This is a genomic window from Streptomyces sp. NPDC031121, assembly GCF_055570615.1.
This window is the reverse complement of sequence record NZ_JBVIGV010000008.1, coordinates 196770-216415: the sequence shown is the minus strand read 5'-3', so window position 1 is coordinate 216415 and position 19646 is coordinate 196770. Positions and strand designations below refer to the sequence as shown.

Annotated in this window: 17 protein-coding genes and 1 pseudogene; 8 read left to right on the top strand and 10 right to left on the bottom strand. The window is 75.7% G+C overall.

From position 1 onward, the window contains the following. The first annotated feature begins 123 nt into the window (after positions 1–123). Complete coding sequence (locus ACZ462_RS17015; protein ID WP_467803429.1) at positions 124–813, top strand: pyridoxine/pyridoxamine 5'-phosphate oxidase; 690 nt, start codon at positions 124–126, stop codon at positions 811–813. A 29-nt stretch (positions 814–842) separates the two neighbouring features. Here the strand turns inward: ACZ462_RS17015 and ACZ462_RS17010 are convergent, their stop codons facing one another. Beyond that, positions 843–1286 (bottom strand): Zn-ribbon domain-containing OB-fold protein, encoded by a 444-nt coding sequence (locus tag ACZ462_RS17010; protein ID WP_467803430.1) that lies wholly within the window; start codon positions 1284–1286, stop codon positions 843–845. Next, entirely contained in the window at positions 1283–1735 is a 453-nt protein-coding gene (locus ACZ462_RS17005) for a DoxX family protein (RefSeq protein ID WP_467803431.1), read from the bottom strand. The genes ACZ462_RS17010 and ACZ462_RS17005 overlap by 4 nt, the downstream gene beginning before the upstream one ends. 179 nt (positions 1736–1914) lie before the next feature. Here ACZ462_RS17005 and ACZ462_RS17000 point away from each other — a divergent pair, with 179 nt between their 5' ends. From ACZ462_RS17000 to ACZ462_RS16990, 3 genes are all read left to right on the top strand, one after another. Continuing rightward, positions 1915–3219 (top strand): flavin-containing monooxygenase, encoded by a 1305-nt coding sequence (locus tag ACZ462_RS17000; RefSeq protein ID WP_467803433.1) that lies wholly within the window; start codon positions 1915–1917, stop codon positions 3217–3219. 235 nt (positions 3220–3454) lie between these two features. Further along, the gene (locus ACZ462_RS16995; RefSeq protein WP_467803434.1) at positions 3455–5689 is read left to right on the top strand and encodes an acetate--CoA ligase family protein; all 2235 of its coding nucleotides are present in this window, start codon (positions 3455–3457) and stop codon (positions 5687–5689) included. 162 nt (positions 5690–5851) lie between these two features. Further along, on the top strand, positions 5852–6583 hold the full coding sequence (locus tag ACZ462_RS16990) for an enoyl-CoA hydratase/isomerase family protein (RefSeq protein WP_467803613.1): 732 nt from the start codon (positions 5852–5854) through the stop codon (positions 6581–6583). A 111-nt stretch (positions 6584–6694) separates the two neighbouring features. Here the strand turns inward: ACZ462_RS16990 and ACZ462_RS16985 are convergent, their stop codons facing one another. Further along, positions 6695–7492: a VOC family protein gene (locus tag ACZ462_RS16985; protein WP_467803435.1), complete on the bottom strand. Its 798-nt coding sequence runs from the start codon at positions 7490–7492 to the stop codon at positions 6695–6697. Positions 7493–7745: 253 nt separating this feature from the next. Between ACZ462_RS16985 and ACZ462_RS16980 the strand changes: the two genes are divergently transcribed. Continuing rightward, a complete protein-coding gene (locus ACZ462_RS16980; protein WP_467803615.1) occupies positions 7746–8360 on the top strand; it encodes a flavin reductase family protein in 615 nt (204 codons plus the stop codon). A gap of 50 nt (positions 8361–8410) precedes the next feature. On the opposite strand, the gene ACZ462_RS16975 is transcribed toward ACZ462_RS16980, so the two are convergent. From ACZ462_RS16975 to ACZ462_RS16965, 3 genes are read right to left on the bottom strand one after another with little or no spacing between them, the layout of a single operon-like run. After that, the gene (locus tag ACZ462_RS16975; protein WP_467803437.1) at positions 8411–9475 is read right to left on the bottom strand and encodes a Zn-dependent alcohol dehydrogenase; all 1065 of its coding nucleotides are present in this window, start codon (positions 9473–9475) and stop codon (positions 8411–8413) included. 4 nt (positions 9476–9479) lie between these two features. Then, the gene (locus ACZ462_RS16970) at positions 9480–10727 is read right to left on the bottom strand and encodes an acyl-CoA dehydrogenase family protein (protein ID WP_467803438.1); all 1248 of its coding nucleotides are present in this window, start codon (positions 10725–10727) and stop codon (positions 9480–9482) included. Positions 10728–10740: 13 nt separating this feature from the next. Then, positions 10741–11667: an SDR family NAD(P)-dependent oxidoreductase gene (locus ACZ462_RS16965; protein ID WP_467803439.1), complete on the bottom strand. Its 927-nt coding sequence runs from the start codon at positions 11665–11667 to the stop codon at positions 10741–10743. Between the two features lie 107 nt (positions 11668–11774). Here ACZ462_RS16965 and ACZ462_RS16960 point away from each other — a divergent pair, with 107 nt between their 5' ends. Further along, positions 11775–12701, top strand: coding sequence for a cyclase family protein (locus ACZ462_RS16960; protein ID WP_467803616.1), 927 nt, complete (start codon positions 11775–11777; stop codon positions 12699–12701). 196 nt (positions 12702–12897) lie between these two features. Further along, positions 12898–13269, top strand: a pseudogene (locus ACZ462_RS16955) (response regulator transcription factor); the annotation flags it as partial. Positions 13270–13438: 169 nt separating this feature from the next. On the opposite strand, the gene ACZ462_RS16950 reads toward ACZ462_RS16955, so the two are convergent. The 4 genes from ACZ462_RS16950 to ACZ462_RS16935 form a co-directional block, all read right to left on the bottom strand. Beyond that, a complete protein-coding gene (locus tag ACZ462_RS16950) occupies positions 13439–13912 on the bottom strand; it encodes an ATP-binding protein (RefSeq protein ID WP_467803441.1) in 474 nt (157 codons plus the stop codon). 325 nt (positions 13913–14237) lie between these two features. Further along, entirely contained in the window at positions 14238–15401 is a 1164-nt protein-coding gene (locus ACZ462_RS16945; RefSeq protein ID WP_467803443.1) for an acyl-CoA dehydrogenase family protein, read from the bottom strand. Between the two features lie 2 nt (positions 15402–15403). Next, positions 15404–16558 (bottom strand): acyl-CoA dehydrogenase family protein, encoded by a 1155-nt coding sequence (locus ACZ462_RS16940; protein WP_467803444.1) that lies wholly within the window; start codon positions 16556–16558, stop codon positions 15404–15406. Positions 16559–16567: 9 nt separating this feature from the next. Further along, the gene (locus tag ACZ462_RS16935) at positions 16568–17755 is read right to left on the bottom strand and encodes an amidohydrolase family protein (RefSeq protein ID WP_467803445.1); all 1188 of its coding nucleotides are present in this window, start codon (positions 17753–17755) and stop codon (positions 16568–16570) included. A 178-nt stretch (positions 17756–17933) separates the two neighbouring features. On the opposite strand from ACZ462_RS16935, the gene ACZ462_RS16930 reads away from it, so the two are divergent. After that, complete coding sequence (locus ACZ462_RS16930; RefSeq protein ID WP_467803447.1) at positions 17934–19616, top strand: class I adenylate-forming enzyme family protein; 1683 nt, start codon at positions 17934–17936, stop codon at positions 19614–19616. Positions 19617–19646 lie beyond the last annotated feature (30 nt).

The window sequence follows — 19646 nt, the reverse complement described above, 5'->3', positions numbered from 1 at the left end:
GTCGGGGGTGTGGGGGGGTGGGGGTGTTGCTGGTGTGCCCCCCCCCCCCCCCCCCCCCCCCCCCCCCCCCCCCCCCCCCCCCCCCCCCCCCCCCCCCCCCACCCCGCCCCTACCCTTTCCCCCATGCCCCGCGAGACCGACACCCCCGCCCCCACGGCCTTCCACGCCGCCCTGCGCTCCCTCCCCGTCTGGGACACCCCGCTGCCCCGCTTTGATGCCGCCTCCGCGCCCGCGGAGCCGGTGGTGTTGTTCCGGGAGTGGTTCGTGCACGCCGTGCGGGCGGGGCAGGTCGAGCCGCACACGATGAGCCTGGCCACCGTCGACTCTCAGGGGCGGCCCGATGCGCGGATCCTGATGCTGCACGACGCCGACCCCCGGGGCTGGCATTTCGCCTCCCACGCGACCAGCGCCAAGGGCCGCCAGCTCGCGGCGCAGCCGGATGCGGCGCTCGTGTTCTACTGGCCCGCCGTCGCCCGGCAGGTGCGCGTGCGCGGGCGGGTCAATGCCCTCGGCCCGGAGGTGAGCCGGGCGGACCTCGCGGTCCGGTCGCGGGGCGCGCTCGCCGCCGCGCTGACGGGGCGGCAGTCCGAGGTGCTCGGGTCCGCGGACGAGCTGGCCGCGGCGTCGGCCGCCGCCTGGGAGCGGGCCGCCGCCGAGCCCGATGCCGTCGTGCCGACGTGGACGGCGTACGTCCTCGAACCCGTCGAGGTGGAGTTCTTCCAGGGTGACGCCGCCCGCCGGCACGTGCGCCTGCGCTACCGCCGCGACTCCCCCGGCGGGGCCGTGTGGACCCGGGAGCTCCTCTGGCCGTGAGGCCGGAGGGGCCCGGGCCGCCCGGCCCGTCAGCGGGGCCGGAAGAGCGGCACCCACACGCCCGGTGCGGTCTCCTGGAAGGTGACGGTGAGCGGCATTCCGATGCGGAGGTCGGCCGGGGCGCAGCCGACGACCCGCGTCATCATGCGCGGCCCTTCCGCGAGGTCGACGACGGCGGCCGTGTACGGGACCTGCTGCCCGAAGGGCGGCAGGTCGTTGCGGTGCACCACCGACCAGGTGTGGAGGGTGGCGGTGCCGTCGGCGTCCACCCACTGCACCCGGTCCTCGCCCGCCCAGCAGAACGGGCAGAACTCCCGCGGGTAGTGGTGGGCGCGCCCGCAGTCGGTGCAGCGGCGCAGCAGGAGGCGGCCTTCGGCGGCGGCGGCCCAGTAGGGGCCGGTGAAGTCGTCGGGTTCGGGCAGGTCGTGGCGCGGCCCGCTGCCCGTCCCGGCGGAGCCCGAGGCCGCCGTCACAGGAACCATCCGAGGGCCGCGTCCACGGACCACGTCTGCCAGGCCATGGCGCCGAGCGCGACGGCGGCGATGAGCGCCATCATCGCGTTCTGGCCCTGCTCCGCCCAGTCGTGGATCATCAGCACGAGGTAGAGCAGGTTCAGCAGCACGCTGCCCGCGAGGGCGATCGGGGTCAGGATGCCGAGGACGAGGCCGAGTCCGAGGGCGAGTTCGGCGTAGACGACGACGTACGCCATGAGGCGGGCCCTGGGCCGGACGACCGCGGCGAAGCCGCGCTGCACGAGCGGCCAGCGGTGCTTGGCGGCAACGTCGGCGGCCCAGGCGATGCCGGTGCCGCGTTCGAACCAGCCCTTCCTGTCCTTGTGCCGCCAGCTTTCGAGCCACCACAGACCGAGGCCGATCCGGAGCACGGCCAGCCATTCGGCACCGCCGAGCCACATCGTCTGCATCCGCAGCCTCCGTCCCGGTCCCGCGCACCCAAACCTGACGGTACGTCAGTTCAGCGGATCGGCGGCGATCCCGCAAGGCCGTGACCGATCCGCAATCGATTCCCTCCTCGTCCGAGACCCATCAACCCTGTGTGTCGATACGCTCACACTTCATGCCCGGAGTCCCCACAGCCCCAGACATGTCCACCGAGCCCCGCCCCGTCTACGTCATAGGCGCCGGCCCCGGCGGCCTGGCCGCGGCCGCCGCGCTGCGGGCCCGCGGGGTGCGCGCCGTGGTCGTCGAGAAGGCCGACGAGGTCGGCGCCTCCTGGCGCGGCCACTACGACCGCCTGCACCTGCACACCACGCGCCGCCTGTCCGCGCTGCCCGGGCTGGCCATGCCGCGCCGCTTCGGCCGGTGGGTGTCCCGGGACGACGTCGTGCGCTACCTGGAGAAGTACGCCGAGTTCCACGAGCTGGAGATCGTGACGGGCGTCGAGGTGACCCGCATCGAGCGCGCGGCCCCCGAGGCCGTCGAACCCGACCCTTCCGCGAGCGGCAAGCCGTCGCGACGCCGGCGCCGCCCGGGGCGGGCCGCGGCCGAGCCGGACCCGGGCTGGCTGCTGCACGCGACCGGCGGGCGGGTGCTGGCCGCGCGCGCCGTGGTCGTGGCCACCGGGTTCAACCACACGCCCGCGCTGCCCGACTGGCCGGGCCGGGAGGCGTACGGGGGCCGGCTGCTGCACGCCCGCGACTACCGCAACCCGGGTCCGTTCGCCGGCCAGGACGTACTGGTGGTCGGTGCGGGCAACACCGGCGCCGAGATAGCCGTCGACCTGGCCGAGGGCGGCGCGGCACGGGTCCGGCTGGCCGTGCGGACCGCCCCGCACATCGTGCGCCGCTCCACCGCCGGGTGGCCGGCGCAGCGCACCGGCATCCTGGTGCGGCGGCTGCCCGTGCCGGTCGTGGACCGGCTGGGGCGGGCAGTGGCCCGGCTGTCCGTACCGGACCTGTCGGCGTACGGGCTGCCCCGCCCGGCGACCGGCCTGTACAGCAGGGTCCGGGAGGGGGCGATCCCGGTGCAGGACGTCGGGCTGGTCGACGCGGTGCGCTCGGGCCGGGTGGAGCCGGTGGCGGCGGTGGCCTCGTTCGACGGCGGGGAGGTCGTCCTCGCGGACGGCTCGCGGATCGAGCCGGACGCGGTGGTGGCCGCCACCGGCTACCGGCGGGGCCTGGAGGGCCTGGTGGGGCACCTGGGCGTCCTCGACGGCCGCGGCCGCCCCCTCGCGCACGGCACCCGCACCCTGCGGCAGGCCCCGGGCCTGCACTTCACCGGGTACACCAACCCGATCAGCGGCATGTTCCGCGAGATGGCCCTCGACGCCGAGCGCATCGCGGCGGCCCTGGCCCGCCGGCTCGGCGTCCGCCCACCGGGCAAAGGGGGGCGAGGGGCGGACGACGCCCTCCCGAACACGGGCCTGCCCCCGGTGGACCCCCTCGCCTGAGCCAGCCCGGCAGGGGCCCCCGCCCCGTGGCGCCCGCCCGCGGGCGCCCGGCCGCCGTCCGGCAGCTCGGCCGGATCCGGGCCTGGACCGGGCGGGCGGGGATCTGGGACCGTTCCACACACCACCTTCACCACCTTTCGCGCGCAGCAGTGTTCCTGACGGCCCGTCAGTTCAGTAGTCTGAATCTGACTACTCGTCAGTTACCGGGTCCCATCGAGCAGGAGCGGGCGAAGCGATGCTTGGATCTACTCACGGCACCCTCACCACCGACTTCCGCGCACGGGTCGAGGCCTGCGGGGAGACCCCCCGGGCGGCCGTCCACTGCACCGCCCCCGCGTCCGCCGGGGACGCCGTCCCGCTCGATGTCAGCGGGCGGCCGCTGCACTCCGAGGTGCCCGATCTGGACCGCCTCTTCCGGCCCGAATCCGTCGCCGTCGTCGGGGCCTCCGACACCGAGGGCCGCCCGGCCGCCGGGATCACCCGCCGGCTCATCGCCTGGGCCGAGCGCGTCGGCGCCCGCATCCACCCCGTCCACCCGGCCCGCTCCGCCGTCTACGGACTCCCCTGCCACCCGTCCGTCGGCGCGCTGCCCGAGCGGGTGGACCTGGCCGTGCTGCTCGTCGCCGACCCGCTGGCCGTCGTCGGGGAGCTGGCCGAGGCCAAGGTGAGGTTCGCCGTCGCCTTCGCCTCCGGCTTCGCCGAGACGGGCGCCGAGGGCGCCGCCGCCCAGGACGGGCTCGCCGCCGCGGTGCGCCGCTCCGGCCTGCGCCTGATGGGCCCCAACACCAACCTCAACGCCTTCGAGGAGTTCCGCGACGACCTGGGCGGCCCCGCGATCGCCCTGATCACCCAGTCCGGGCACCAGGGCCGCCCCGTGTACGCCCTCCAGGAACTCGGCATCCGGCTGTCGCACTGGGCGCCCACCGGCAACGAGGCCGACCTGGAGACCGCCGACTTCCTCTCCTACTTCGCCGAGCGCCCCGAGGTCGGCGCCATCGCCTGCTACGTGGAGGGCCTCAAGGACGGCCGGTCCTTCCTGCTGGCCGCCGACCGCGCCGCCCGCAACAAGGTGCCCGTCGTCGCCGTCAAGGTGGGCCGCACCGAGGCCGGCGCCCGGACCGCCGCCTCGCACACCGGGAAGCTCACCGGCGCGGACGACGTCGTCGACGCCGCCATGCGCCAGTTCGGCGTCATCCGCGTCGACGGGCTGGACGAGCTCCAGGACACCGCCACCCTCCTGGCCCGGGCCAAGCCGCCCACCGCCGACGGCGTCGCCGTCTACTCCATCTCCGGCGGCACCGGCGCCCACTTCGCCGACCTGGCCGCCGCGGCCGGACTGCACCTGCCCACCCTCCCGCAGGCCCGGCAGGACGAGCTGCACCAGTGGATACCGCCGTACCTGAGCACCGCCAACCCGATCGACTGCGGCGGCCACCCCGTCGGCGACCGGCGCGGCCGGAAGATCATCGACGCGATCCTCGCCGACCCGTCCGTCGGCGTGCTCGTCTGCCCGATCACCGGGCCCTTCCCGCCGCTGAGCGACCGCCTCGTCCAGGACCTCGTCGACGCCGCCGAGCACACCGACAAGCCGGTCTGCGTCGTGTGGGGCTCGCCCGTCGGCACCGAGGACGCCTACCGCACCACCCTCCTCGGCTCCTCCCGCGTCACCACCTTCCGCTCCTTCGGCAACTGCGTCACCGCCGTACGCGCCTACCTCGACCACCACCGCTTCACCGCCCGCTACCGCTCCCCCTTCGCCGACGCCCCGCGCACGCCCTCCCCCTCGTACCGCAAGGCGCAGGCGCTGATGCGCCCCGGCGAGCAGCTCAGCGAGCACGCCGCCAAGCAGCTGCTGCGGGCGTACGGGATCCGCGTACCGCGCGAGCAGCTCGTGACGAGCGCGGCGGCCGCCGTGCGGGCGGCCGGCCTGGTCGGCTACCCGGTCGTCATGAAGGCGTCGGGCCCGCAGCTCGCGCACAAGACGGAGCTGGGCCTGGTGAAGATCGGGCTGACCTCGGCGAGCCAGGTCCGCGACGCCTACCGGGAGCTGACGGACATCGCGCGCTACGAGGACGCGCCGCTGGACGGCGTCCTCGTCTGCCAGATGGTGCAGCGCGGCGTCGAGATGGTCGTCGGCGTCACCCGGGACGAGCTGTTCGGGCCGACGGTGACGGTCGGGCTGGGCGGGGTCCTCGTCGAGGTGCTGCACGACGCGGCCGTGCGGGTGCCGCCGTTCGGGGAGGACCAGGCGCGCGCCATGCTGGCCGAGCTGCGCGGCCGGGCCCTCCTCGACGGGGTGCGCGGGGCGCCGCCCGCCGACACCGACGCGCTCGTCGAGGTCGTGCTGCGGGTGCAGCGGATGGCGATGGAGCTGGACGGGGTCCTGTCGGAGCTCGACATCAACCCGCTGATGGTGCTCCCGCGCGGGCAGGGCGCGGTGGCGCTGGACGCGCTGGCCGTCTGCCGGTGAGCCGGCCGGTCCGTCCGTGCGCCGGACAGACCCTGAGGAATCGGAGCTGACGACGTGAGCGACTCCCCCCGGACCGGACCCGCGGAGCGCCCCCTGGACGCGCAGGTGCTGCACCGCACCGCGAACGGGGTCTCCTGGATCACCCTCAACCGCCCCGAGGCGATGAACGCCGTGACGTGGGAGCAGCGCGAGCGCGTCATCGCGCTGCTCGACGCGGCCTCCGGCGACCCCGGTGTGCGGGCCGTCGTCCTCACCGCCGCCGGCCGCGGCTTCTGCGCGGGCGCCGACCTGCGGGCGGGCCCGCGTACGGGCGGCGGGGGCGGCGAACGGGTCGCCGGCGACGTGGCGCGGATGATCCGGCTCGGCGCGCAGCGGCTGGTGACCGCGGTGCTCGACTGCGAGAAGCCGGTGCTCGCCGCGGTCAACGGGACGGCGGCGGGGATCGGGGCGCACCTGGCGTTCGCGTGCGACCTGGTGATCGCGGCCGAGTCGGCCCGCTTCGTCGAGGTCTTCGTACGCCGCGGCCTGGTCCCCGACGGCGGGGGCGCGTACCTGCTGCCGCGGCTGGTGGGGCCGCAGCGGGCCAAGGAGCTGATGTTCTTCGGGGACGCCGTCCCCGCCGCGGACGCGGCGCGGCTCGGGCTGGTCAACCGGGTCGTTCCCGACGGGGAGCTGGTGCGGTGTGCCGGGGAGTGGGCCGAGCGCCTCGCGCAGGGGCCGACCCGGGCCATCGCCCTGGCGAAGCAGCTGGTCAACGCCTCCCTGGACCAGGACCGGGCGGCGGCGCTGGCCGCGGAGGCCGCCGCGCAGGAGATCAACATGGCGACGGCCGACGCGGCCGAGGGCGTGGCGGGCTTCGTGGAGCGCCGGCCCCCGAAGTTCCTCGGGCGCTGACGGGGCGGGCCGCTCGGGCCGCGGGCCCGCCGCCACATCCGCGGACCCGCCGCTCCGCCCCCGGGCCGCCGCCACATCCGCGGACCCGCCGCTCCGCCCCCGGGCCCGCCGCTACATCCGCGGGTCCGGCTTGAGCAGGGCGAACACCGCCCCGAACGGGTCCGCCAGCCAGGCGATGCGGCCGACGTCCGGGACGTCCACCGGCGGCATGAGGGTGCTCCCGCCGGCCCGGTCGGCGGCCGCGGCCGTGGCGTCGGCGTCCGCGACGTGGAAGTAGGGCACCCAGCGGGGCCGCTCGCCGCCCTGGTCGCCGCCCGCCGCGTCGCCCATGGGGGCGACCCCGCCGAAGGAGGCCTGCTCCTGGTCGCCCTCGCGGACGCTGAGGACCCGGTACGTCATCCCGGGCGTCTGCATCTCCCGGCTGCGCCAGCCGAAGACGCCCCGGTAGAAGTCGAGGGCGGCGAGCGGGTCGGGCACGTGCAGCTCGGCCCACAGCAGGCTGTTCTCGGCGGACGCCACCTCCAGGCCGCCGGTCTTGCCGGGCTCCCAGAGGGCGAACTGGGCGCCCTGCGGGTCGGTGGCCTGGGCGAGCCACCCCTCGCCCATCACGTCCATGGGCTCCATGCGGATACGGCCGCCGCCGTCGCGGATCGCGCGGACGGTGTCCTGGATGTCCTCGGCCATGAAGTGGACCATCCAGGCGGAGGAGGCGCCCTCCTCGGTCAGCGGGCCGAGGGCGGCGACGGTCTTGCCCCCGATCCGGAAGAACCCGTATCCGCCGGCCTCGGCGGGGCCCGGCTCGTAGTCCCAGCCGAAGACGCGGCCGTAGAACGCGCCGGCCGCGGCGGTGTCGGGGCTGCCGAGGTCGAGCCAGTTCGGTGAGCCATGGGTGAAGTCGGTTCCGAGCACGGTTCCTCCTGCGGGGTGCGGCACGGTTCGCGGACGGGTCGGGACGAGCGGGACGGGACGGGGTCCCCTCCGGTTCGGGGCCACCTTGCCGAGCGGCCGCGGCGTGCCCGACCCGCCGGGCGGGCCCGTCGGCCCGGTTCACCCGTACGGCCGACACCGCGCGGAGCGGGGCCCGGCGGCGCACGGCATCCGCGCCCGCGGTCCCGCGCGCCCCTTCCCATCTGACGATCCGTCAGCTTCAATCGGCCGTGTGATGGGACACGCAGGGATGGCGGCCGCCGTCGTCCGATACCTCAGGTCCGCGGGCTCCCCCTCCGCCGCCGCGCGCGAGCCGTCCGCGCTGCCCCGGGCCGACCTGCGGGCCGTCGGCGCGGACGAGCGCGCGCCCGTCGGGCCCGCCGACTTCCGGGCCGTCCTCGGGCACTTCGCCAGCGGGGTGACCGTCGTGACCGCCCCGGCCGGCGAGGACGGGTCTCCCGCCGGGTTCGCCTGCCAGTCCTTCGCGTCGCTCTCCCTGGACCCGCCGCTGGTCGCCTTCATGGTGGCGCGGACGTCGGCGACCTGGCCGCGGATCGCCCGCGCCGGGGTGTTCTGCGTCAACGTCCTCGGCGAGCGGCAGGGCGGGCTGTGCCGGCAGTTCGCGGTCAGCGGCGGCGACAAGTTCGCGGGCGTCGCGCACACGCCCGCGCCCGCGACCGGCTCGCCGCTCCTCGCCGGCGCCCCCGCCTGGATCGACTGCCGCGTCCACGCCGTGCACACCGGCGGCGACCACCTGATCGTCGTCGGCCGGGTCGAGGCGCTGGGCGCGCCCGGCGGGGACGGCCCGCTGCTCTTCCACCGGGGCCGCTTCGGCCGCTTCACCGGCTGAAACGCACCGCGCCCCGGCCCGTGCGGGGGCCGGAGCGCTGCGACCGGCGTTCAGAAGGTGAGCACGGCGCGGGCGATGCGCCCGTGCCGTGCGTCGTCCGCGGCCTTGGCGAAGTCCTCCACCGGGTAGGCCGCGCTCACCAGCTCGTCCAGGAGCAGCCGGCCCTGCCGGTAGAGGTCGGCGTACAGGGCGATGTCGCGCTGCGGGCGGGAGGACCCGTACCGGCAGCCCATGATCGTCTTGTCGAGGTACATCGAGGAGACCCGGAAGGACGCCTCCGCGCCGGCCGGCGGCACCCCGAGGAGGACCGCCTGCCCGTGCCGGTCCAGCAGGTCGACGGCCTGCCGGACAAGGCGGACGTCGCCGACGCACTCGAAGGCGTGGTCCGCGCCGGTCGGCAGGATCTCCCGTACGGCGGCCTCGGCGCCGCCGGCCGAGGCGTCGACGAAGTGGGTGGCGCCGAAGAGCCGGGCCGCCGCCTCCTTCGCCGGGTTCGCGTCGACCGCGACGACGGTGCGCGCCCCGGCGAGCCGGGCGCCCTGGAGGACGTTGAGCCCGATCCCGCCCGTGCCGATGACGACGACCGTCTCGCCGTGACCGACGCGCGCCCGGTTGAGGACGGCGCCGACGCCCGTCAGGACGGCGCACCCGATCAGGGCCGCCGAGGTCGGGGGCACGTCCTTGGCGATCCGCACCGCCTGCACCGCCCGCACCACCGTGCGCTCCGCGAAGGCGGAGTTCGAGGCGAACTGGTGGAGCGGCTTCCCGGCGCGGGTGAACGGCCGCCCCGGCATCCCGATCGCCTTCCGGCACATCGTGGGCCGACCCCGGTCGCAGTCCGCGCAGGCCCCGCAGTTGGCGAGGGTGGACAGCGCCACGTGGTCCCCGGGCGCCACGTGCGTCACACCAGCCCCCACGGCCTCGACGACGCCCGCCCCCTCGTGCCCCAGCACCACCGGCCGCGGGAAGGGGATCGTCCCGTCGACCACCGACAGGTCGCTGTGGCACAGCCCTGCCGCGGCCACCGCGACCAGCACCTCCCCCGGTCCGGGACCGCGGACCTCCAGGTCGTCGACGACCCGGACCTCCCTGCCGTCGAACACGACACCCCTCATGCGTTCACCGTGCCTCTCCGGGCAGGCCGAGCACCCGCTCGGCGATGATGTTCCGCTGGATCTCGTCCGAGCCGCCGTAGATCGTGTCGGCCCGGCTGAACAGGAACAGCCGCTGGTCCTCCCCGAGCCCCTGCTCGTACGGCAGGCCGGGCGCCCACGGCGCCGTCCCGGCGGTGGCCGCGGCGCCGCGGACCGCCACCGCCAGCTCCCCGAGCCGACGGTGCCAGCCGCCCCACAGGAGCTTGGCGACGCTGGGCGCGCCCGGATCGGCGGGGGCGCGGCGGGAGCCGGGACCGGGTGCGGAGGCGGCCAGCGTGCGCAGGGCGTGCCAGCGCATCGTGCGCAGCTCGGCCCACTGCCGTACGAGCCGGTCGTGCAGGACGGGGTCGGCGCCGCCGCCCTCCGCGGGGCCGGTGCGGGCGGCGTACGCGGCGAGGACGCGGTCGAGTTCGGCGGCGAAGCCGATCTGCTGGACCAGGGTGGACACGCCGCGCTCCAGGGCGAGGAGGCCGGTGGCGACGGCCCAGCCGTTGCCCTCTCCGCCGACGGCCGCCGCGGCGACGGCCCCGTCGAACCAGACCTCGTTGAACTCGGAGGTCCCCGACATCTGCCGGATCGGCCGCACCTCGACGCGGCCGGGCTGGTCCATCCGTACGAGGAGGAACGACAGGCCGCGGCGGCGCCGCGAGGCCGGGTCGGTGCGGGCGAGGACGAAGCACCAGTCGGCGTCCCGCGCGAGGGAGGTCCAGGTCTTCTGGCCGGTGACCCGCCACAGCCCGTCGGCCGGGTCGCGGACGGCCGAGGTCCGCACCCCGGCGAGGTCGGAGCCGGCGCCCGGCTCGCTGTAGCCCTGGCACCACAGCTCCTCGCCGCGGGCGATGCCGGGCAGGAAGCGGTCCTGCTGCTCGCGGGTGCCGTGCGCGATCAGGGTGGGGGCGAGGAGGTTCTCGCCGATGTGGCCGACGCGGGCGGGCGCGCGGCAGGCGGCGTACTCCTCGGCCCACACGACCTGCCCGGTGAGGGAGAGCCGCTGCTGCCCGTACGTGCCGGCGGGCACGTCCCAGCCCTGCCCGATCCAGCCGCCGCGGCCCAGCTCCCGCTCCCAGGCGCGGCGCGCCGCCACCTCCTCGTGCTCGCTGCCGGGGCCGCCGAGGCCGGCGGCGCGTGCGTACGGGCAGGCCAGGCGGCCGGCGAGCCAGGCGCGGGCGCGGGCGCGGAGGGCGTCGTCGTCGGCGCCGAAGGCGAAGTCCACGGTGCGGCCTCCCCTACCGGCGGGCGTTCGGGCGTTCCCCAGCGGCCGCCGCCCTGGCCATGGCGTCGAGCTGGGCCAGCATCGGCATGGGGTCTGTGCCGACGGTGCCGGGCAGGAAGTCGGCGATGCGCTGCGGGGTCCACGGGCCCTCGGCATAGCCGGCGCGCAGCTCGCGGGGCTGCGCCCAGACCGCGATCTTGGGGCCGGCGACCGTGTACACCTGGCCGGTGATGCGCTCCCCGCCGGCGGCGACGGCCTTGTCGCTGAGCAGGTAGGTGACGAGTGCGGCGACATCCTCCGGCTCGCCGATCTCCTTCAGCTCCACGGGGACGTTCGCGGACATGCGGGTGCGGGCGACGGGGGCGACGGCGTTGGCGGTGATGCCGTACTTGTGCAGGCCGAGCGCGGCGGAGCGGACGAGGGAGATGACGCCGCCCTTGGCGGCGCTGTAGTTGGCCTGGGCGACGGAGCCCTGGTGGTTGCCGCTGGTGAAGCCGATGAGGGTGCCGGAGCCCTGCCGGCGCATGACGGCGGAGGCGGCGCGGAACACGGTGAACGTGCCCTTGAGGTGGGTGGCGATGACGGGGTCCCACTCCTCCTCGGACATGTTGAACAGCATCCGCTCGCGGAGGATGCCCGCGACGCAGACGGCGCCGTCGATGCGGCCGTAGCGGGCGAGGGCGGTGTCGACGAGGCGGCGGCCGCCGTCCATGGTGGAGATGTCGTCGCTGACGGCGACGGCCTCGCCGCCCGCCGCCTGGATCTCCTTCACGACCGCTTCGGCGACCTCGCCGGTCGGGTCGCCGCCGGCTATGCCGACGCCGTGGTCGCCGACGACGACCCGGGCGCCCTCGGCGGCCGCGGAGAGGGCGACGGCGCGGCCGATGCCGCGCCCGGCGCCGGTGACGGCCACGACCTTGCCTGCCAAGAAGTTCCCCACGCCGGACCCCTTCCCGCGGTTTCTGACGGACCGTTAGATTTTATGGGCAGCCGGACACGGGTGCACAAGCCCCCGTGGCCCCCCGTCGCGAGGAGCTGATGAGGACCATGGCCCTGCCCGCCGAGTTCCACGAGATCGCCAAGCGCGTCAACAACTGGGGCCGCTGGGGCGCCGATGACGAGAGGGGCACCCTGAACCTCGTCACCGACGAGGTCGTGCGGGCCGCGGCCGCAGAGGTCCGCACGGGCCGGCGGATCCCGCTGGCGCTCCCGCTGAAGGAGGACGGCGTCCAGGCGGGCCTGATCCCCGGCCGGATCAACCCGCTCCACACGATGGTGCAGATCAACCAGGAGCTGTTCGGGCCCGGCACCGTGGCGTGCAGCGACGACACCGTGACGATGGGCCTCCAGGCCGGCACCCACTGGGACGCCCTCACCCACGTCTCGCACTCCGGCCGCATCTACAACGGCCGCCCCGCGGACACCATCACCGCACACGGGCGGGCGCGGTTCAGCGGCATCGACAAGGCCGGCCCGATCATCTCCCGCGGCATCCTGCTGGACGTGGCCCGCGCCAAAGGCGCGGACCGCCTGCCGGGCGGGCACGCGGTGACCCCGGAGGACCTGGCGGAGGCGGAGGCGCTCACCGGCACCACGGTGCGGGCGGGCGACATCGTCCTCGTCCGCACCGGCCAGATCGCCCTCTGCCTCGCCGGCGACCGCCACGGCTACGCCTTCCCCTCCCCGGGCCTGTCGATCCGCACCCCGGAGTGGTTCCACGCCCGCGACGTGGCGGCGGTCGCCAACGACACCCTCACCTTCGAGGTCTTCCCCCCGGAGATCGACGACCTCTGGCTCCCGGTCCACGCCCTGCACCTGGTCGAGATGGGCATGCACCAGGGCCAGAACTGGAACCTGGAGGAACTGTCCACAGCCTGTGCAGAAACCTCCCGCTACACCTTCCTCCTCACGGCAGTCCCCGAACCCTTCGCCGGCGCGGTCGGCACCCCGGTCGCCCCGGTGGCCGTCTTCTGACCGGTCCGGGCCGCCCGGCATGTCCGCTTGGCTGCGTGGGTGACTGGGGAGAGCACGTGCCGGCGGGTTCGAGAGCGGACGATGCCCGGGCGACGGGAAAATGCTGCTGAGACCCGGCAGCACCAGCGCATCGGCAGCCGGGCTGCGTGACCGTGGCCGAGGAAGCGAGAGGGGTCATGCGACGTTGCTGTGCGCCTCGCTGCGCGCCGGCGCGAGCGGGTTCGCGGTGAAGGACATGGCGCTGGACGACCTGCTGGCCGCGGTGCGGGTCGTCGCGGCGGGCGATGCGCTGCTCGCGCCCGGCGTGACGCGCCGCCTGATCGCGGACTTCGTCGCCGGACCGGCGCCCGCGGCCGCGCGCGTGGCCGCGGTCACCGAGCGGGAGCAGGAAGTCCTGACGCTGGTCGGCCGCGGCCTGTCGAACGCGGAGATCGCGCAGGAGCTGTTCATCTCGGTGGCGACGGCGAAGTCGCACGTCGCGCGGCTGCTGACGAAGCTCGGTGCCCGCGACCGGGTCCAGCTGGTGATCGAGGCCTACGACCGCGGGCTGGTCGCGCCGCCCCGGTGAGCGCGGCGCGGCTTCGGCGGGTGGTGGCGGGCAGCCGCGCACGCCCCGAGCTCGGCGCGGCAGCCGCCACCCCGCGACCCGCACTCGTCAAGGCTGTCCTTGGCGTCCCCTCGCGACGAATCGCTCAGGACAAGGGTTTATCAACGGTTGACGAACCGTCAACACCTCGTTAGAGGTACACGCGCGGTTCCCGTATCGACCCGAAATTTTCGCGGGCCCGCTCCGGGCGGGCGTCCGGGGTGCCGCCGGCCGGTCCGGCGGCGCGGTCGACCTCGCACCAGATGCGCTTGCCGGCGCCCTCCCGCTGCCAGCCCCAGCGGTCGGCGAGCCCGTCGACGAGCTCCAGGCCGCGGCCCCCGGTGTCCCCGGCGCCGGCCTGCCGCCGGGACGGGGCCCGGCCGCTGGCGTCGGCGACCTCGACGCGGACCGCCGGCTCACCGAGGAGCATGCGCAGGACGGCCGGGCAGCCGGTGTGCACGACGGCGTTCGTGACCAGCTCGGAGATCAGCAGGATCAGCGTCTCCGCGAGCGGTTCGTCGTCCCCTATCCCGCATCCCGCGAGCCGGGAACGGGCCCATCGTCGGGCCCGGCCGACCTCGGCCGGGTCCGGTCCTACCTCCAGCTGCACCTGAAGCACCTGCACCGCTCACACCATCCGAACCGGCGGACACTTCGCCTCGCGACAGGACGGGATCACCGATTGTGATCCCCTTGTCGAGCAGCATGGTTGACATACAGTCACCACAACAAGCGCTTCGGGCATATTCCAGCGCGAAGGAGTAGGCATGGTGCATACTGTGCGACGCTCACGCCGCGCTACCGCTCGCATTCCCGGGAGCGTACCGGAGCAGTACCCGCGGGCCGGGCCGTCCAGGCCCCCTCGTAGGACACAAACCGATATCAACTCTCTGTAATCAGACATGCGTCCCGCGGCGTCGAGCCCGTGCCCGGCGCCGGGCCCGGGTTCGTCACAGCCCGCCATCACGGGCGTGCGAGGCCCCCTGTCGCCGGGACCTCAGGGCGTCGGCGAGGAGGTGCGCGGCCAGGGCCTCCTCCGCGGCGGCCGCCGTCCGCCACTGCTCGGCCCGCACCCAGGCCCGCTTCAGGTGCAGGTGGACATCGGCGTCCCAGGTGAAGCCCATCCCGCCGTGCACCTGGAGGCAGTCCCGGGCGTTCGCGGCGGCGGCCCGGTCGGCCAGCAGCTTCGCGCCCGCGACCTCCGCCGCCACCGCGGCCCCGAACCCCGCCCCTCGGGCCGCGCCCGCCCGGTCGGCCGCGTCGGCGGCGACCGCCGCCGCGTACACCGCCGTACGGGCCGCCTCGGCCCGGACCAGCATGCCCGAGCAGAGGTGCTGCACCGCCTGGAAGGCGCCCACGGGCTGCCCGAACTGCTCGCGCTCCCCCGCGTGCCGCACGGCCAGCTCGACGGTGCGCAGGGCGCTGCCGAGCTGGAGGGCGGCCGTCAGCAGGGCACCTTCGTCGCGCAGGCGGGCCCCGGCCGCGGGCGGCAGGTCAGGGGCGCCGGGCGGGGGGACGCGGTGGAGCGGTGTCAGCGGGTCCGCGGACGGCACCGGGGCTGCGGCGGGCAGCAGCTCCACGGGGTCCGCGGCGCCGCCGAGGACCGCGTCCGCGTCCGCGAGGTGGGCGACGAGCGCCCCGGGCGCGGCTCCGGCTCCCGCTCCGGCCGCAGCGGGGCGGTCGCCGAGGTCGAAGGCCGTGACGACGGCCGTGCCGTCGGCGGCGCCCTCGACGCGGCCGGCGGCCAGGTGGGTGGCGACGAGCGGGCCGGGCAGCAGGGCCCGCCCGGCCTCCTCGAAGGCGAGGACGGCCTCGGCGAGCCCGAGGCCCAACCCGCCGTCCGCCTCGGGCAGGCGCAGGGCGAAGAACCCTGCCGCGCCGAGCTCCTGCCACAGCCCGCGGTCCACGCACCCGGATCCGGCGGCGGGCGCCCCGCGGGCCGCCGCCCCGCCCGCACCGGGCCCGCCCGCACCCGCCCCGCCCGCACGTGCGCCGCCCGCCGCCTCCGCGCGGTCCAGCGCGGCCCGGAGGGCCTCCCGGCCGAACCGCCGCGCCAGCAGGGCCCGTACACCCGACCGGAGGTCGTTCTGCTCCTGCGTCGGCTGGAAGTCCACGGTCACCGGCCCTTCGGGAGGCCGAGGATCCGCTCGGCGACGATGCTGTGCTGGATCTGCGAGGTGCCCGCGGCGATCGTGTACGACAGCGAGGACAGGCGCTCGCGCACCCACTCCTCGTCCAGCGCGAGCGCGTCGGCGCCGAGGACCTCCGCCGCGGCGTCGTACAGCTCCTGCCGGGCCTGCGAGTAGGCCAGCTTGAAGACGGAGCCGCCCGCGCCGGGCACCCCGCCGGTGCGCTCGGCGGCGGACACGTTCCACTGGGTGAGCCGCCACAGCGCCGCGAACTCCGCGGACAGCCGGCCGAGGCGGCGCCGCAGCACCGGGTCGTCCCAGCGGCCGTTGGCCCGCGCGGCGCGCGCGAGGGCGCCGAGGGTGCGGCGGCAGGCGACGACCTCGCCGGCGAAGGCGGTGCCCCGCTCGAAGGAGAGCGTGGTCATCGTGACGCGCCAGCCGTCGTTCTCGGCGCCGACACGGTATGCGACGGGGATGCGCACCCCGTCGAGGAACACCTCGGCGAACTCCGCGGACCCGGCCAGGGTGCGCAGCGGCCTGACCGTCACGCCGGGCGCGTCCATCGGCAGGGCGAGCCAGCTGAGGCCGCGGTGCCGCGGGGCGTCGGGGTCGGTGCGGACGAGCAGCTCGCACCAGTCGGCGATCTCGGCGTGCGAGGTCCAGATCTTCGAGCCGGTGACGACGTAGGCGTCGCCGTCGCGGACGGCGCGGGTGCGCAGGGAGGCCAGGTCGGAGCCGGCGCCGGGCTCGCTGAAGCCCTGGCACCAGACCTCCTCGCCGCGCAGGACGGGCGGCAGCCAGCGGGCCCGCTGCGCGGGCGTGCCCTCCGCGGCGATGGTGGGGCCGGCGTGCAGGAGGCCGACGAAGTTCGCGCCGACGTACGGGGCGCCGGCCCGCTCGGCCTCCTCCAGGAAGGCCAGGTGCCGGGTCGGGCCGGCGCCGCGGCCGCCCGCGTCCGCGGGCCAGTGCAGGCCGGCGTAGCCGGCGTCGTACAGGCGGCGCTGCCAGCCGAGGTCGTACGCGCGCCGGCCGGGCCAGTCGTCGGGCGCGGGCCGGGGCGGCAGCCCGGGCAGGGTCCTGGCCAGCCACGCGCGCAGCCCGGCCCGGAACTCCCGCTCCTCCTCCGTGTCGGCGAGGTCCACGGCGCCGCCTCAGACCAGGTCCAGGCCGAGCATGCGGATGGCGTTGCCGCGCATCAGCTTGTGGACGGTCTCGTCGTCGAGGCCCGCGACGTGGTCGAGGGCGACCTCCTTGGTGTGGGGGAAGGTGGAGTCGACGTGCGGGTAGTCGGTCTCGAAGGTGGCGTTGTCCCGGCCGACGGCGTCGAGGGAGGCGACGCCGTGCTTGTCGCGGAAGAAGCAGCAGAAGACCTGTCGGTAGTAGTAGGTGGAGGGCGGCTCGGGGATCAGGTCGCGGACGCCGCCCCAGGCGCGGTGCTCGCGCCACACGTCGTCGGCGCGCTCCAGGGCGTACGGGATCCAGCCCATCTGCCCCTCGCTGTACGCCAGCTTGAGCCGCGGGAACCTCACGAGGACGCCGCTGAAGAGGAAGTCCGTCATCGAGGCCATGGCGTTGTTGAAGCTGAGGGCGGCCTGGACGGCGGGCGGCGAGTCGGGGGAGGCCGCGGGCATCTGGGAGGAGGACCCGATGTGCATGTTGACGACCGTGCCGGTCTCCTGGCAGACCGCGAAGAAGGGGTCCCAGTACCCGGAGTGGATGGAGGGAAGGCCGAGGTGGGTGGGGATCTCGGAGAACGTGACGGCGCGCACCCCGCGGGCGGCGTTGCGGCGGATCTCGGCGACGGCGAGGCCGATGTCCCACAGCGGGATGAGGCACAGGGGGATCAGCCGGCCGCCGCTGTCGCCGCACCACTCCTCGACCATCCAGTCGTTGTAGGCGCGCACGCAGGCGAGCGCGACCTCCTTGTCGCGGGCCTCGGCGAAGGTCTGGCCGCAGAAGCGGGGGAAGGTGGGGAAGCAGAGGGAGGCCTCGACGTGGTTGAGGTCCATGTCCTCCAGGCGCGCCTCGGGGTCCCAGCAGCCGCGGCGCATCTCCTCGCGGGTGATGCCCTCCAGGGTCATGTCGTCGCGGTCGAAGCCGGCGGCGGCGATGTTCCGCTTGTACGGGAACCGCAGGTCCTCGTAGATCCACCAGTCGGCCGGGGGGCCGTCGGGGTCCATCGAGACGACGTACTTGCCGCCGCGGTACTCCAGTTCGCCGATGCCGGCGGTGAGCGGCTTGGGGCCGCGGTCGCGGTACTTGGCGGGCAGCCAGACGTCGAAGAGGTGGGCGGGCTCGATGACGTGGTCGTCGACGCTGATGATCCGGGGCAGTTCCATGGTGTCCCCTCGCCGCGGGCCGGGCGGCCGGGCCCGTGCGGGCCGGCCGACCGTATCTGATGGTGTGTCAGAAAAGAACCGGCTCCACGCTAGCCCCGCACCCCTGGACCGGCAAGCGCCCGGGCCCTACGCTCTGCGCTGGATCTGACGGATCGTCAGTAAGCGGAGGTGGCCCGCCATGCCGGAAACACCGCGGAGCACGACCGACACGGACCCGCAGCCGGACCCGGCCACCGGGCCGGACCCGTACGCGCACCGCGAACCGGCGGCGGACACCGCCCCGGACAGCACCACGGCCGCCGTCGCGGACACCGCGCGCGCCCTCGGCGCCTCCCCCACCCTGTGGGACCTCGTCGCCCGGCGCGCCGCCCTCACCCCCGACCGGCCCGCCCTGGTCCAGGCCGCCCCCGACCCGGCCGGCGACCGGACGCTGACCTTCGGCGCCCTCCGCGACCGCGCCGAGCGCGTCGCCGCGGGCCTGTACGGCATGGGGGTCCGGCCGGGCACGGTCGTCGCCTGGCAGCTGCCCACCCGGATCGAGACGGTGCTGCTCTCCCTCGCCCTCGCCCGTCTCGGGGCCGTCCAGTCCCCCGTCATCCCGTTCTACCGCGAGCGCGAGACCGGCTTCGCCCTGCGCGCGTCACACGCCGAGTTCTTCGCCGTCCCCGGCGTCTGGCGCGGCTTCGACCACACCGCGATGGCCGCCCGGCTCGGCGCCCGCGGCGTCTTCCGCGCCCACGCCCCCGCCGACCTCCCCGACGGGGACCCCGCCGTGCTGCCCCCGCCGCCCGCCGACGGCACCGGCGTGCGCTGGATCTACTGGACCTCCGGCACCACGTCCGACCCCAAGGGCGTCCTGCACACCGACCGCTCCCTGCTCGCCGGCGGGTCCTGCCTCGCCCACGCGCTGCGCCCGGCCCCCGGCGACGTAGGCTCCATCGCCTTCCCGTACGCCCACATCGGCGGCCCCGACTACCTCGTGATGCTGCTCCTGTACGGGTTCCCCGCCGTCCTCTTCGAGGCGTTCGCGCTCCCCGACGCCCTGGACGGCTACCGGCGCCACGGCGTCACCATCGCGGGCGGCTCCACCGCCTTCTACACGATGTTCCTCGCCGAGCAGCGCCGGCAGCCCGGCCGGAAGCTGATACCCACCCTCCGCCTCATGGCCGGGGGCGGCGCCCCCAAACCGCCCGAGGTGTACCACGCGGTCGTCCGCGAGCTGGGCTGCCGGCTGGCCCACGGCTACGGCATGACCGAAGTACCCATGATCACCATGGGTTCCCCCGACGACGGCGAGGACGACCTCGCCCACACCGAGGGCCGCCCGCCCGCCGGCATGGAGATCCGCATCACCGGCCCCGCCGGCGAGCCGCTCCCGGCCGGCGCCGACGGCGAGGTGCGGCTGCGCGGCGAAGCCGTGTGCCGCGGCTACCTCGACCCGGCCGCCACCGCCGAGGCCTTCGACGCCGAGGGGTTCCTGCGCACCGGCGACCTTGGCCGGCTGACCCCCTCCGGGCACCTCGTCCTCACCGGCCGCAGCAAGGACGTGATCATCCGCAAGGGCGAGAACATCTCCGCGAAGGAGATAGAGGACCTCATCCACCTGCTCCCCGAGGCCGCCGACGTCGCCGTCATCGGCCTGCCCGACCCCGAGCGGGGCGAGCGGGTCTGCGCCGTCGTCGAGCAGCCCCCCGGCGCCGCCCCGCTCACCCTGGACCGGGTCACGGCCCACCTGCGCGCCGCGGGCCTCGCCCCGCACAAGCTGCCCGAGCAGCTGGAGCTCCTCGACGCCCTGCCCCGCAACGAAGCCCTGCGCAAGGTCCTCAAGTACAAGCTCCGCGAGCGGTTCACCCGGCCCTGAACCGCACGCTGCGGTCGCCGCCGCAGCAGC

Bases quoted from the DNA above. Each gene is read 5' to 3' on its own strand.
- ACZ462_RS17015 (WP_467803429.1), top strand. From the start codon at position 124: ATGCCCCGCGAGACCGACACCCCCGCCCCCACGGCCTTCCACGCCGCC.
- ACZ462_RS17005 (WP_467803431.1), bottom strand. From the start codon at position 1,735: ATGCAGACGATGTGGCTCGGCGGTGCCGAATGGCTGGCCGTGCTCCGG.
- ACZ462_RS17000 (WP_467803433.1), top strand. From the start codon at position 1,915: ATGTCCACCGAGCCCCGCCCCGTCTACGTCATAGGCGCCGGCCCCGGC.
- ACZ462_RS16995 (WP_467803434.1), top strand. From the start codon at position 3,455: ATGCTTGGATCTACTCACGGCACCCTCACCACCGACTTCCGCGCACGG.
- ACZ462_RS16990 (WP_467803613.1), top strand. From the start codon at position 5,852: ATGAACGCCGTGACGTGGGAGCAGCGCGAGCGCGTCATCGCGCTGCTC.
- ACZ462_RS16980 (WP_467803615.1), top strand. From the start codon at position 7,746: ATGGGACACGCAGGGATGGCGGCCGCCGTCGTCCGATACCTCAGGTCC.
- ACZ462_RS16975 (WP_467803437.1), bottom strand. From the start codon at position 9,475: ATGAGGGGTGTCGTGTTCGACGGCAGGGAGGTCCGGGTCGTCGACGAC.
- ACZ462_RS16960 (WP_467803616.1), top strand. From the start codon at position 11,775: ATGGCCCTGCCCGCCGAGTTCCACGAGATCGCCAAGCGCGTCAACAAC.
- ACZ462_RS16935 (WP_467803445.1), bottom strand. From the start codon at position 17,755: ATGGAACTGCCCCGGATCATCAGCGTCGACGACCACGTCATCGAGCCC.
- ACZ462_RS16930 (WP_467803447.1), top strand. From the start codon at position 17,934: ATGCCGGAAACACCGCGGAGCACGACCGACACGGACCCGCAGCCGGAC.